At 40.1% G+C, this 13887-nt stretch carries 14 protein-coding genes; 9 read left to right on the forward strand and 5 right to left on the reverse strand.

From position 1 onward, the window contains the following. The first annotated feature begins 89 nt into the window (after positions 1-89). Both SPD53_RS08460 and SPD53_RS08465 read left to right on the forward strand, forming a co-directional pair. Positions 90-671: an RNA polymerase sigma factor gene (locus SPD53_RS08460; RefSeq protein ID WP_156857192.1), complete on the forward strand. Its 582-nt coding sequence runs from the start codon at positions 90-92 to the stop codon at positions 669-671. Positions 672-685: 14 nt separating this feature from the next. Beyond that, a complete protein-coding gene (locus tag SPD53_RS08465; protein WP_156857193.1) occupies positions 686-889 on the forward strand; it encodes a hypothetical protein in 204 nt (67 codons plus the stop codon). A 135-nt stretch (positions 890-1024) separates the two neighbouring features. On the opposite strand, the gene SPD53_RS08470 is transcribed toward SPD53_RS08465, so the two are convergent. After that, positions 1025-1351, reverse strand: a complete 327-nt coding sequence (locus tag SPD53_RS08470) for a four-helix bundle copper-binding protein (RefSeq protein ID WP_188857949.1) — start codon at positions 1349-1351, stop codon at positions 1025-1027. Between the two features lie 162 nt (positions 1352-1513). Between SPD53_RS08470 and SPD53_RS08475 the strand changes: the two genes are divergently transcribed. The 6 genes from SPD53_RS08475 to SPD53_RS08500 all read left to right on the forward strand — a co-directional run bounded on the left by SPD53_RS08475 (position 1514) and on the right by SPD53_RS08500 (position 9076). Next, positions 1514-2446 (forward strand): ABC transporter permease, encoded by a 933-nt coding sequence (locus SPD53_RS08475; protein WP_156857195.1) that lies wholly within the window; start codon positions 1514-1516, stop codon positions 2444-2446. A 4-nt stretch (positions 2447-2450) separates the two neighbouring features. Next, complete coding sequence (locus SPD53_RS08480) at positions 2451-3401, forward strand: ABC transporter permease (RefSeq protein WP_336252263.1); 951 nt, start codon at positions 2451-2453, stop codon at positions 3399-3401. Between the two features lie 8 nt (positions 3402-3409). Then, on the forward strand, positions 3410-4414 hold the full coding sequence (locus SPD53_RS08485; protein WP_156857197.1) for an ABC transporter ATP-binding protein: 1005 nt from the start codon (positions 3410-3412) through the stop codon (positions 4412-4414). 18 nt (positions 4415-4432) lie between these two features. Then, on the forward strand, positions 4433-6115 hold the full coding sequence (locus tag SPD53_RS08490) for a peptide ABC transporter substrate-binding protein (RefSeq protein ID WP_336252264.1): 1683 nt from the start codon (positions 4433-4435) through the stop codon (positions 6113-6115). 858 nt (positions 6116-6973) lie between these two features. After that, positions 6974-7894 (forward strand): S66 peptidase family protein, encoded by a 921-nt coding sequence (locus SPD53_RS08495; protein ID WP_336252265.1) that lies wholly within the window; start codon positions 6974-6976, stop codon positions 7892-7894. Positions 7895-8065: 171 nt separating this feature from the next. Then, the gene (locus SPD53_RS08500; protein WP_336252266.1) at positions 8066-9076 is read left to right on the forward strand and encodes an ABC transporter ATP-binding protein; all 1011 of its coding nucleotides are present in this window, start codon (positions 8066-8068) and stop codon (positions 9074-9076) included. 622 nt (positions 9077-9698) lie between these two features. Here SPD53_RS08500 and SPD53_RS08505 read toward each other — a convergent pair. Together SPD53_RS08505 and SPD53_RS19815 are read right to left on the reverse strand one after the other, a co-directional pair. Beyond that, a complete protein-coding gene (locus SPD53_RS08505; protein ID WP_336252267.1) occupies positions 9699-9974 on the reverse strand; it encodes a hypothetical protein in 276 nt (91 codons plus the stop codon). A gap of 604 nt (positions 9975-10578) precedes the next feature. Beyond that, positions 10579-10884 (reverse strand): transposase, encoded by a 306-nt coding sequence (locus SPD53_RS19815; RefSeq protein WP_442946188.1) that lies wholly within the window; start codon positions 10882-10884, stop codon positions 10579-10581. A 681-nt stretch (positions 10885-11565) separates the two neighbouring features. Here SPD53_RS19815 and tatC point away from each other — a divergent pair. Then, the gene (gene tatC / locus SPD53_RS08510; protein WP_336252268.1) at positions 11566-12309 is read left to right on the forward strand and encodes a twin-arginine translocase subunit TatC; all 744 of its coding nucleotides are present in this window, start codon (positions 11566-11568) and stop codon (positions 12307-12309) included. 1084 nt (positions 12310-13393) lie between these two features. On the opposite strand, the gene SPD53_RS08515 is transcribed toward tatC, so the two are convergent. Both SPD53_RS08515 and SPD53_RS08520 read right to left on the reverse strand, forming a co-directional pair. Continuing rightward, positions 13394-13612 carry a hypothetical protein gene (locus SPD53_RS08515; RefSeq protein ID WP_336252269.1) on the reverse strand — a complete coding sequence of 73 codons (219 nt, stop codon included), beginning with the start codon at positions 13610-13612 and terminating at the stop codon, positions 13394-13396. 81 nt (positions 13613-13693) lie between these two features. Next, positions 13694-13887 (reverse strand): DUF4372 domain-containing protein (locus SPD53_RS08520; protein ID WP_336252270.1); only part of this gene is annotated, 194 nt, incomplete at its 5' end.

The raw sequence follows: 13887 nt of genomic DNA on the forward strand, positions 1-13887 counted from the left end.
AAACTAGAACATTCGTTCTTTTTGGTTTATAATATGAATTATAAATCTCTTTGTATAGATATAGGAAAAAATATGAAGGGGGTTTTATTTTGAAGAAAGAAGATTGCAAAACACAGGATTCCCGTATGTTAGAGTATTATGAACGCCTATTAGAAAGTTTTCTATCTCATGGTGCAAATTACAAGCTCGTACAAAAAGCTTTAGACAACCCGACAGAAAGAAATAAAAAAGAAGTTAACAATGCATTTAAAGAACATTGCAAAAAAGTAAAGGTAATTAAATATACTAGTAATTTAATTCACTTCTATAGTATCGATTATGACAAAAGGATAAACAGATATAAAAATAACTCCTTATTAATTCTTGATAATCCTGTTTCATATGGTGATAGCAGTAATTCAATAGTTGGAAAAGACCTCATAGAATCAACCACTCATAAAGATTTTGACTCCATTTATGGTTTTACATTGAAAGATCAAGTAGGAAATGAATGTTTAATTTCAGCATTAGAAAAAATTACATCTAAACAACTGCAAATACTAGAGTTAATTTATTTGAATGGACTTTCATTACAAGAAATCTCATCTCTATTCAAAACAAGTCCTCAAAACATTTCGAACCAACATAGAAAAGCACTCAAGAGACTCAAGGAAATATTAAGAAATCAGTGAAGAGGAGTGTTATTATGTTTAATAATGAGGAAATAGAAAACGTAATAAATAATTTTGAATTTAAAATAAAGAAAGCTTTAAGGAATACTACTTATCAAGAACGCGAGGATCTAGAGCAAGAAATTAAAACAAAAATAACAGAAAAACTCAAAACAATTGAGTTTGAGGAACCACCTAACTTTTGGTGCTTAATAAAACAGGTGAAAAATAAAACTTAGTATAATCGCTCAACCTTCGTAGCCTAAAACAGTTAGCCATCCTTTGGTGTAATAAACATTTTAAATATATAAGAACTAAAAAGATAAAATAACTGGAGGACAGGTTTAGTGCCTATACCTCCAGCATTTTTTTGCTTATGCAACCTTTTTACAAGTTTCTGCACATTTGAAACAAGCTTCCGCACATTTCTGACAGTGTTCGTGATCATGCTTCTTGCACTCATTTCCACAAGCTTCACACACTTGCGCGCATAGGGTAGCGAGTTCAGCTACGAACGGCGTGTTCCGCGCCAAAGCTTGTTCAAAGTAAGCGCAGATTTCCGAGCATTCCCTGTCCAAGCGGATGCACTCTGCCATCATTTTCACGTCTTCTTCCTTTAAGCATGCATCAAAACAATGGTTACATGCCATCACACATTCATGCAGTGTCGCGATCAATTCTTGATGTTGTACATGTGACATTTTTATACCCTCCTAAAAGTCTATCGTTATATTTTTCCCAAAAACGCTCTTGATAAACGGAATTGCTGGCTCGTTTGAAACAAGCATTCATTTATATGAAAGTACAAGCATATAGTGTATTAGATAAAACTAGAGCCTAGCATTTTTACAGGAGTTGGAGCCATGTTCAAATACATTTTAAAGAAATTGCTCATCATGCTATTCACGTTATGGATCATCATTACTTTAACCTTTGTATTAATGGTGTCAGTTCCGGGTTCCCCGTTCAACAGTGAAAGCAGCTCGAATGAAATCGTCCAGCAAAACTTGGAAAAACATTATAACCTCGATCAGCCTATACCTATTCAGTATGTCCTTTATTTAAAATCAATCATCACCTTAGAATTCGGTCCGTCCATCAAGCAGCCGAATCAGACGGTAAATGACTTATTAGGAAGGGGGTTTCCCATCTCTGCAGAACTCGGACTTGTGACAATTATTGTTGCACTTATTTCCGGAATTGCAATCGGGATACTGGCGGCCCTTCGGCATAATCGGATTATCGATTATGTTGTGATGGGGATTGCCGTTCTCGGAATCTCTATCCCGAACTTCATTCTCGCTACCCTATTAATCCAGCAGCTAGCAGTTAACTGGGACATTTTCCCTGTCGCGACTTGGCAAGGACCAATGTATATGATTCTTCCAGTATTGGCACTTGCAACTGGTCCGATGGCAATTATCGCAAGACTTACGAGATCAACCATGTTAGAGGTATTGACACAGGATTATATAAAAATGGCAAAAGCCAAAGGATTGGCACCCTGGAAAATTATCGTGAAACATGCGCTACGGAATGCACTCATGCCGGTTATTACGATTATGGGAACATTACTCGTTGGGATCATGACCGGATCCTTTGTTATTGAACAAATCTTTGCGATTCCGGGAATGGGAAAGTATTTCGTGGAAAGCATCAACCATCGTGACTTTCCTGTCATTATGGGTACGACTGTATTTTACAGTTCATTTCTTATCATTATGCTATTTCTCGTCGATATCGCCTATGGAATACTAGATCCAAGAATCAAAGTAAACAAGAAGGAAGGGGAGTAGTAAGATGCACAACCAATATCCCCGTGATTTTACAAACGATCAAGTACCAGATGAATGGTTTACCTGGCGCCAAAAGAATATAAAGGAACAAGAACAATTGGCGAGGCCCTCCCTTTCCTATTGGAAAGATGCATGGCGAAGATTAAGAAAAAATTATTTAGCTATGTCTGGTATGGCATTTATTATCGTCTTGGTGTCCTTAGCGATATTTGGTCCAATTCTTTCTCCTTATGAAGCAAATATGGGCGTGTTAGCAGAGCAGTACCAGCCGCCGTCTGCTAAGCATTGGTTTGGGACAGACAATGCGGGTCGGGATATATTCACGCGAACTTGGCAAGGGGCAAGGATTTCTTTATTTGTGGGGTTTATGGCGGCTTTAATTGACGTCACGATAGGCATTATTTGGGGAGGTATATCTGGCTATAAGGGTGGGCGCACAGATAATATTATGATGCGCATTATTGAAATCCTTTACGGGATCCCGTATTTATTAGTTGTTATTTTATTACTCGTTGTAATGGGGCCAAGTTTAACGACGATTATTATTGCCCTTACCGTCACTGGTTGGGTCGGTATGGCGCGGATCGTGCGAGGACAGGTCATGCAGATTAAGAATTATGAGTATATCCTCGCCTCCCAATCATTCGGTATGAAGCAATCTAGAATCATCCGGCGAGGTCTCTTGCCGAACACGATGGGGCCGATTATCGTGCAAATGACATTGACGGTACCGTCCGCCATATTTGCAGAAGCGTTCTTAAGTTTTATCGGACTTGGCATATCTTCACCGAATGCGAGCTGGGGCGTGATGGCAAGTGATTCCCTCGGTGCTATCCTTTCCGGGAATTGGTGGACTTTATTTTTCCCTGCATTTTTCATTTCGCTTACAATGTTTGCTTTTAACGTATTAGGTGACGGATTACAAGATGCCTTAGACCCGAAATTGAGAAAGTAGGTGAAGGGATGGAAAAAATTCTCGAAGTCCATAATCTGCACGTCACCTTCACAACTTACGGTGGTACCGTGCAAGCTGTAAGGGGCGTAGACTTTCATCTGAATAAAGGGGAAACGCTCGCGATTGTCGGAGAATCGGGCTGTGGAAAAAGTGTTACCGTGAATGCCGTGATGGGACTCATTCCAAATCCTCCTGGCAAAATTACCGGCGGAAGGATTTTGTTTAAAAATAAAGATTTAACGAGATTAAGAGAAAAGAAAATGCGGGCGATTCGCGGTGTGGATATATCGATGATTTTTCAAGATCCGATGACCGCTTTGAATCCGACCTTAACAATTGGCACCCAGTTGAAAGAGGGAGTGAAACAGCATCATCGTATATCGGACAAGGAAGCGGAAAAGCGAGCATTAGAGATGTTGCAGCTTGTCGGGATTCCGAATCCGGAAGAACGACTGAAACAATACCCACACCAATTCAGCGGTGGCATGCGGCAGCGGATTGTTATTGCGATTGCCCTCATCTGTGAACCGGAGCTTCTTATTGCCGACGAACCGACGACAGCCCTTGATGTAACGATTCAGGCGCAGATCTTAGAGCTGTTTGAAAAAATACAGGAAGTAACCGGCATTTCAATTATTCTCATTACCCATGACCTTGGTGTCGTTGCAAAAATTGCTGACAGGGTTGCTGTTATGTATGCTGGTAAGATTATCGAGACAGGTACAAAGCGGGAAGTGTTTTATAACCCGAAACATCCGTATACGAAAGGGTTGCTCCACTCGGTTCCACGCCTGGATGCCAAAGAGAAATTGCAGCCCATTGAAGGAACACCACCAGATCTTTTCTCACCTCCGCGGGGATGTCCTTTTACAGCAAGGTGTCCGTTTGCCATGGAAGTGTGTGATAAAGTATACCCGAAAACTGCGAGGCTAAGTGATTCCCATGTGGTAGATTGCTGGCTGCAGGATGTTCGGGCGAAGAAATTGCTGGCCGCTACTGCCAAGAATAAATAAACATTTAGGGGGATATGAATGAAAAAGCTACTCATCTTTCTATCAGCGGTATTTATTGTGTTTTTCCTAGCAGCTTGTACGGCGACAGAGGATCCGGAAGGGGAAGCTGAGCCAAAGGAACAGGTAGATGAAGAGGAGGAAACAGGGGAACAAGAGGGGGAACAGGAGACTACGGAAGAGGAAATAACCCTTGGTGAAAATGTATTGCGATTGAATAACGGAACGGAGCCAGCTTCACTAGATCCATCGATTGGCTTTGACGAGGTATCTTGGGACCCGCTTAATAACTTAATGGAAGGGTTGACCCGCTTAGATGAGGAACACCTACCAGGTCCTGGGACAGCAGAAAGCTGGGATATTTCGGATGATGGACTGACATACACGTTCTATTTACGAGAAGAAGCGAGTTGGTCGAATGGTGACCCGGTTGTCGCAGCGGATTTTGAATATGCATGGAAATATATGCTTGATCCAGAAACTGCTTCACCGGCCGCATTTTTAGCCTATTTCATTGAAGGAGCTGAAGAATATAACAGTGGGGAAGGATCGGTGGACGATGTAAAAGTTAGCGCGGTTGATGAAAAGACACTTGAAGTCGTGCTCGCGCAACCGACAGGTTTTTTTCTTGATTTACTGACAAATCCGGCATTTTTCCCAATCAACCAGCAGGTGGCTGAGTCTGATCCGAATTGGCATGCCGAGGCGGAAACCTTTGTAGGAAATGGTCCGTTTACATTAGAAGAATGGAATCATGATGAAGAAATGCTATTTGCAAAAAATGAATATTACTGGGATGCCGCCGCAGTGAAGTTGGATCAAATCCACTTCGCGATGGTGAATGATACAAATACCCAATATCAGATGTTTGAAGCAGGTGAGCTGGATACGGCGAGCATTCCGCCAGAACTATCCGATGAGTTGATAGACGGGGATAATGTATTTATCGGACCGAGTGGTGGGCTAGAATTTTTTAGATTTAATGTAGAAATGGAACCATTCCAAAATAAGAAAATCCGCCAAGCATTTTCGCATGCAATTAATCGCGATGATATTGCAGAATTTGTAGTGAAAAAGGGGGTGGAGCCAGCTTTCGGGTTTATTAACCCAGGTCACCAAAGTCCAACAGGCGAAGATTTCCGTGATGTAAATGGTGACCTTGTTACCTTTGATCCCGAGTTGGCAGAGCAGTTACTCGAGGAAGGGATGGCTGAGGAAGGATATGAAGAATTGCCGGAGATTACGTTAAGTTATAATACAAGTGACACAAATAAAGCAGTGGCAGAAGCATTGCATGGGATGTTTAAGGAACACTTGGGTGTTGAAGTTACCCTGGAGAACCTCGAATGGAATGTTTTTGTAGACGCACAGCAGGCACTCGAACTGCAGTTTTCCCGCAGTTCATTCATTAACGATTACAATGACCCGATTAACTTCCTTGAGAGTTTCATCACAGATTCTTATATGAACCGTACTGGCTTTTCCAATCCCGAATATGATGATTTGATTGTGAAAGGTAAGTCGGAAGCAGATGAAGAAAAGCGCTGGGAGTATTTATATGAAGCAGAGAAAATGTTAGCTGACGAAATGATTGCTGCACCTTTACGCTATTACAATACGGTAGTACTTGAAGCAGATGGAGTGGAGGGAATTCTGCGCCATCCGGTCGGATATTTTGACCTGAAATATGCGGAGAAGAAATAAAGTACACTTAATTGAAAGGATGAGGCTGGGACATAACGATTCTAATATGAATTAATCCGAACAAAACTGCTAACTAGCTCTGGGAATATGCGGAGACTCCAGCAGGAGGCCGGCTAAGTACTGTCACGTCCTGTGACCAACGCCGGCACTAGAAACCCCTGTTCGTCGGCCGGCATCGGTGAAACCCCCTTAGTGCTTAGCCCGAGGCAGAATAATAACGCTCTCGTATGTGGCAACGTCTGACATTAACGTCCTATGCGTCGAGGTTCTCCAGCCGCCAAAGGATGCGCGAAGTATATTCCCGGAGCGATTGTTGATGCTCTTTCTTATCATTCGTTCGGATTTATAACTATACTAAGAAGTTATGTCCCAGACTCGCTCTTATTTTATAAGTTGGAGGTGCACTTAAAGCTTGAGTCGTCAGCGTTTTGCTCATCTTTATTGATGAAAGACGCTCTAATCGCTTGAATCGTTAGTGTTGAGCTTGCTTTGGTGGATGAGGGGTCTTCTAATCGTTTGAATCATTAGTGTTTAGTTTTCTTCGGTGGATGGGGGGTGCGCTAATCGCTTGAATCGTTAACGTTAAAGCTTTCTTCGGCCAATAAGGGCTGTTCTAATTGCTTAAACTATTGGCGTTCAACTATCTTCAGTTGATGAGAAGCGCTTTAATTACCTGAAGTATTTGTATTCTGATTGCTACAGTTGATTGGGACACTCTAATTACTCGTATCAGTATTCCTCTATCACTTTTCACGGTATGAAAACGCATTCCTACCCTGAAATCGATATCCTACAAGACAATAGAAATGTTTTAAATAAATAAAATCCGCCCTTAATTCTATAGAAAGAAGGTATACTATGCTACGGCCAAAAGCGTTACAAAAAGGTGATACCATTGGAATTATCGCCCCGGCAAGTCCGCCAAATATGAAGCGCCTAGGAAAAGCGATCCCTTTTTTCACGAATCTCGGTCTTCGGGTGAAGGTAGGGAGAAATATCGCAAAAGTATCCGGTTATTTAGCTGGAACAGATGAGGAGCGGTTAGCTGACTTTCATGACATGACAGCCGATGAGGAAGTAAAAGCAATTATCTTTGCCCGCGGTGGCTATGGTACTCCAAGACTTGCTTCATCCCTTGACTATGATTTACTAGCACAACATCCTAAAATCATCTGGGGCTACAGTGATATTACGTACTTACATGTAGCGATCCAACAAAAAACGGGACTCATCACATTTCATGGTCCAATGCCTGCTTCTGATTTAGCATCACCAGATATTGATGAGCAAACCCTTGCATCCTTGTCACAGCTATTTGAACCGACCAGCCTGCAGTATAGCGAGGATGTCTCACCGCTAGAAGTTCTCGCAGAAGGGGAGGCAAGTGGGAATTTGGTCGGCGGGAACCTAACACTACTTACCAGCACCTTAGGGACCCCTTATGAAATCGATACAGCTGGGAAAATTTTGCTTATAGAAGATGTGAATGAACCGCCCTACCGGATTGACTCCATGCTGAATCAATTAAAAGTCGCTGGTAAACTCACCCAAGCTGCTGGAGTGGTTGTTGGCTCCTTTACTCAAGTAAAATCAAATACGAAACCATCTTGCAATCTAGAAGACATTCTCTACCATTATTTAAGTGATTTGTCCGCCCCAGTAATGAGTGGATTTGCAATAGGGCATTGTTCCCCGAACATTGGTATTCCGCTAGGTGTTCCAGCAACGATGAATACCCAAACGAAAACATTATCAATGATGCCCGGAGTCATAAAGTGAACCTTCATTCAGTGGGGAATTCTTTCCTTCCCCACTAAATGTTAGTTGAACAGAATCAGGTATTTACGGACTGTATACCCCCCACCTTGCCATTTTGGTTTACCCTCTTGTTTAGAGGCGGGGGTATTATAGACCGTTAATACGTGAAAAAAATTGAGAGGGGGAGTAGCGATGGCAGAAGAGAAAATATTAGAAATTAAAAATTTGAAGAAACATTTCAGCCTCGGTAAAAATCGCATTCTGAAAGCAGTTGATGATGTAACTTTTCATATAAATAAAGGAGAAACATTTGGACTAGTCGGTGAATCGGGCTGTGGGAAATCAACAATCGGGCGGACAATTATGGGACTTTATCAGAAGACGGCAGGCAATGTATTATTCGGTAATAGCAATGTACATGAATTAACGGAAAAAGAATTATTTATACTGCGCCGGCAAATGCAAATGATATTCCAAGATCCTTATGCATCCTTAAACCCACGCTCAACCGTGCGGGAAATTATCTCTGAACCGATGGAAGTCCATCAATTGTATAAAAGAAAGAGAGAACAAAATGAAAAGGTGTATCAATTGCTGGAAGTGGTTGGCTTGAACCGTGAGCATGCCAATCGTTACCCCCATGAGTTTAGTGGTGGACAGCGCCAACGAATTGGTATCGCTCGGGCTCTTGCATTAGATCCAGACTTCATTATCGCTGATGAGCCGATTTCAGCACTTGATGTTTCTGTGCAAGCTCAAGTTGTGAATCTGTTAAAACAACTGCAGGAAGAGAAAGGGCTTACTTTCCTGTTTATCGCCCACGACCTTTCCATGGTGAAGCAAATTTCTGACCGGATTGGGGTCATGTATTTAGGACGTTTAGTAGAACTGACAAGTAGTAAAACACTTTATGAACAACCGCTTCATCCTTATACACAAGCTTTATTATCCGCTATTCCTATACCCGACCCGGATGTAGAAGCGTCCCGGGAACGAATTATTTTGCGGGGAGAACTTCCGAGTCCGATTAACCCTCCAAGTGGCTGTGTTTTCCGTACGCGTTGTCCGTTTGCAATGGAGATTTGCAAAAAGAAAAAGCCGAAATGGAAGGAAGTGGACGATAACCATTTTGTTGCATGTCACTTGTTCAATGATGAGGTAAAAAATGAAAAGGCGAAGGTGCCGACTGTGAATATACAATAGATTTTTGGGTGGAGATGGAACAAATCCCCTGTGAACTCAGGGGGTTTGTTTTCCTTTCAATTCATCTCTTTTATGTTTTTCTTCATTCAACTATGAAGAGTAAAAAATTTCCGTGATAAATTCAATTATATACCTCCCAAAAATATGCTGATTATGGAATAGCATAATGGTAAAATTACTGTAATAACAGCATATATGGGAGGTCTTTAATGATGATAACCAGAAAAGAAAAGCGTGAAGCGGAAAAGGATAAAAAGTATTTTTTCGAGTTCATGAAAATCTATAACCATTTTTATAAGCACTGGATAGTCAAAAGTTCTAAAGTGTTAAGAAGCCAATGAATCGTCATCAAATACAGGTATTTCCTGCTTTGAACTAATTATTTGAGTTACGGTTAAACGTGGGTTTCGCGCAAACAGGAGAAAATAGACGTACGTAAATAGACCCTTACTGTTGCCTCGGAAACGATCGCTTTCGAAGGTGTTCTTAGATAGCGAAAGAACAAGCCAGGAACCTTATCCGAATAGCGGACGGCAATCAGCTGCAACATGCCCATGGCGATACAGGCACACATGACATAGCCTTCAATTGCTTTTAACGTCAGCAGAATATTGGTACGTTCCTATTCATCGGTAATTTGTTCTGTCGGTTGGGGATCTCCCTTCTTCAAATACCGATCCAATTTAGGGATGGACTTGCTCCAGAAATGATACCCAAACGCACTTATTACCTGCTTCATTTCACGAAACATAGATTTAATCTTGAATCGGTGTCCATACAACTCGATGATGTCTGTTACTTCTAAAGTAAGGTCGGTACTTACAAGGATGGATCGTTGGTTTCTCCATTGAACCAGCACAAACCGCAGTTCCAGATACAGTCCCTGACCCCAAAGCAAATCAAGTCATAGAAACTGGACGGTCTCTTTCTTGCCATACGTCATTATAGTGGAGGTTTGAAACTCAGGTTTACGGCTATTGAATAGTTATTTCAGTTTGATCGTTTTGCCCTTCTTACGCGGACGCCCCCGCCCTTTCTTTTTGGCTGGCGGATACTCATACGCCACCACATTACTTTTGACTTTTGTGACGAGATGCATCGTTTCGGCTACATCCTAATTCGCTTTTTCCATTGTTCCAGCGCAGGAACTGTTAGGAAGTAGCGATCCAACAGGACAATTGTTTTTCCGAATTGTGCAGAGGCGATGAAGGCCTGCTTCATCATCTGCACCACATGATAGCCCTGGTGTTCGGCAGTCTGTTCATTTGCATTTTTCTAGTCGTAGAAGACTTTTACACCATCCTGTAGATTCATGAATAGCGGAGGGCAGAACAATTTCTGGGACGCCCCCATAAGAATACAGATTGCGCCAAACAGATGTCCAAACATATACGCTGCTTTGGAATTGTTCTCGGATTCCTGATGGAGCTTCTTGACGCCAGGCATCCGGCGTGCTTTCTTGGCTTGTTTCATTCCGTCACCAACAAGCACTACGGCTCCGTTTACAGAGTCAGAGGAGCCACTCGTTGAATCACTTGAAACAACTTAAGCCGAAGAGAATGCAGTGACCATGCAGAGGAACGAAAGAAATGAATAAATGCCTCATAATGGCAGGAATGCAAGGAAAGATCCCGAATGACAGAGGTGACCCCAGGGTGATCCGAACGAATCATTAGTCCTACAATGATTACGACAAACCAATGGGAAAAAGTTTGTCTCGAGAAACAGGAACGAAAATTATATAAAATGGAATCAATAAATTTTAGCATAATGTGGTTAATCGCTAGAAAAAAAGGTATACTGTTCATATGACCCAATTAGCGATATTTGATCCTCCTTTCAGGTTTTCAGACACCTTTAGGATATCATCAAATTGCTAGATTTGGGTTATCTTTATACCAACAAATTTCGACAAGAACTTTTGACTGTCTAGTATAGTACAACTTGTAGAATAATTTTAATTTGTGCTGCGATATGTTATGACATATATCGGCTTAGAAATTCATCCATATTTAAAAGCTAATTATAAACTGATTGATTTCTTATGCAGAGATTTGTATTCTATATAAGTTGAATTAAATAAGTTGCATTCTTCGTTCGTATGCTATTCTCGAGAATCGTGCAAATTCATTCAGTAATGGTGCACAATTCCAAAGTGGTGTGCGGATTTATACGGTTATCGTGTGCAATTCCGGAGTGGTGTACGAAATTGTACTGTTATGTCGCGCAATTGTCGGGGTGGCGTGCGAGTTTGTACGATGATCGTGCGCTAATCCCTTAGAGCGTGCAAATCAGCTTAGGGTTAATTGCGTTAATCTCACCAAAAAGAACAACGTATTTAAAAATGTATAAAACTTAAAACTTAAATTCAACATATATATCGTTTTATTTTTAACCTAATAAAAAAGGGGGAGATGAATTGATATATAAGGGATTAAGTATTGTTCTGTACATCATTTTTGATTACTAGCCTAAGGGGTGTTTAATGTATGTCATCGTCAGTGGGGGATTCAAAAAAAGAGATGAATGTAGTTGAGCATTTATCAGAGCTTAGAAATCGTTTAATAGTCACAGCGATATTCTTTGTTATTTTCTTTGTAGTTGGTTTTGCAAATGTAAAGAAAGTCTATACTTTCTTTATAAACGATACTGGTATAGAGTTAACAGTTATCAGTCCAGGAGAAATTATTTGGATCTACTTTACGTTGGCAGGTCTTATTGCTATCATTGGGACTATACCGATTTTAGCATATCAGGTTTGGGCGTTTATTAGTCCTGGGTTGACTTCAAAAGAAAAGCGTGTGTCGGTTGCTTATATACCTGGATTATTTATTTTGTTTATTATCGGACTTATCTTCGGGTATATTATTTTTCTAGAATTAATTTTTCCGTTTTTATTATCATTAAATGACGGTATGTTTAATGTAATGTTCACAGTTGAACGATACTTCGGCTTCTTGTTAAGGATTACTGTACCATTTGCATTTCTTTTTGAATTACCTATTATAGTTATGTTTTTAACAAGTTTAGGTATATTATCACCCCGATTTTTAACAAAAAATCGTAAATACTCATACTTTGTTTTAATTGTAATCGGTGTTCTCGTAACTCCGCCAGAGTTCATGACTCAAATTATAGTAGCCATACCACTTATAATTCTTTATGAGGTCAGTATTATTCTATCAAAAGTAGTTTCAAGGAAAAAGGAAAAGCTAAATACCGAAAATATATAAAAGTGTTATTAGGTAGATAGTTCATGGTATTTGTTGTCATAAAATAACTTTTTAAAACCTTGGTAAGGCTACCATACCAACAAACTTTTAAAAGATGGTAGCCTATTTCCATTTTAAATGTGTCATTTTCTTTCTATCCCATTTACTTAATTTTGCTAGGTTACGTTGTATAACTTATCAATGTATCTATGGTATTTCACTCTAACCTACTTCATATAATTAATTTATTTAATCCCGTCCATTAGTGTTGCATAAATTATTTCCAAAAGTGTCTAGCTGTAAAGAAACATCCATAAAATGTCAACAAATATTCTGTATGATTGTTTTTCCCTAGGATTTTAAAAAAGACAGAGGGATTTAAACGATCGTTCTCATCCACCGTCTGACTATTTTAAATTGTTGATTATATAAAGATAGGATCGTAAGCTAATTCGTTAAGATGTTCCACCTCTCCTCTTTCGTATTGTTTTACTGGCCATTGAAATTCAGTCTCCCAATCCTGTTTTCTTCGACCTTTCGACTTTCGTGTTGACTTCCTAAAAAGGGAACGGATAAACGCTTCTAATGGTTACAATAGGAGATTACGAAGGCTTCGTGTCAATTCCAATAAAGGACCTTCATGATTGAATTTCAATTGCAGCAAAACCTTTAAGCTGTGCGTAATTAATGCGATCCAAATCTGTGTATATACGGCGTTTTCACTTTTACTATAAAATGATTGTAGTTTTAAATGTTGTTTCATCCACTTGAAAATGTTTCGATTTTCCATTGATTACGATAGAGATCCCCAATTTCTTTGGCAGACATATCAAAGCAATTTGTAATAAGGATTACAACATTTCCTACGCTATCTTTTGTCTTAATGAGACGTAACGGATGGGTCTCATCTTGGTTCCATTTTGAGTGTTTCCCAAGTAAACTTCTTGATCCAGAAAATGCTATTTTCTAAGTCTGGTACCTGTGCAGAAAGAACTTTATTCTTGTGATAAATAGAACATCCTTGAAACACAGTTTATCAAATTGTTTGTAGTCATTATACCCCCGGTCAAATAGGTGAATATCATTCGAGTCGATGTCGATTAACTCATTCATTTGGGTACGCTCTGCATGCTTTAGCAGGTAAAAGGACAGCTTTATCCGGGATGGTCAAATCCTTTGTTACGACAACTTTCAGATGAATACGTACACCAGCCTTTGTTTTTCGAAAAGTTGCCCAAGGATACTGGCTTAAACTCATAGAGATGGTTGAGGAGTCAATGAGTAACAACCTGCCAATATCCCGTAAGATTGCCTTGTTCTTCATTCGTGCTTGTATTTCAAAAACAAGGTGACGAAACATTTTTTCAAATAGATGTGATGATAAAGCGCTTTGTTTACGAGAAAGTTACGATGGGCTGATGGAATCTATATCAATGAATGTTTGTATTTCTTCCTGATCTTCCGTTCGTTTAGATAAATCTCGCAAACTTTCTGCCTCATTCAACTGAGCAATAATAAACAGCTGAAGAAAATTGTAAGCTGTAAACTTTTTGATGTAGTGGTCAATGTTTGAAACGTTGATGACCTTAAGAAGTTTTT

The sequence above is a fragment of the Oceanobacillus sp. MO10714A genome (assembly GCF_037072045.1).
GTDB classification, from domain to species: domain Bacteria; phylum Bacillota; class Bacilli; order Bacillales; family Amphibacillaceae; genus Oceanobacillus; species Oceanobacillus indicireducens.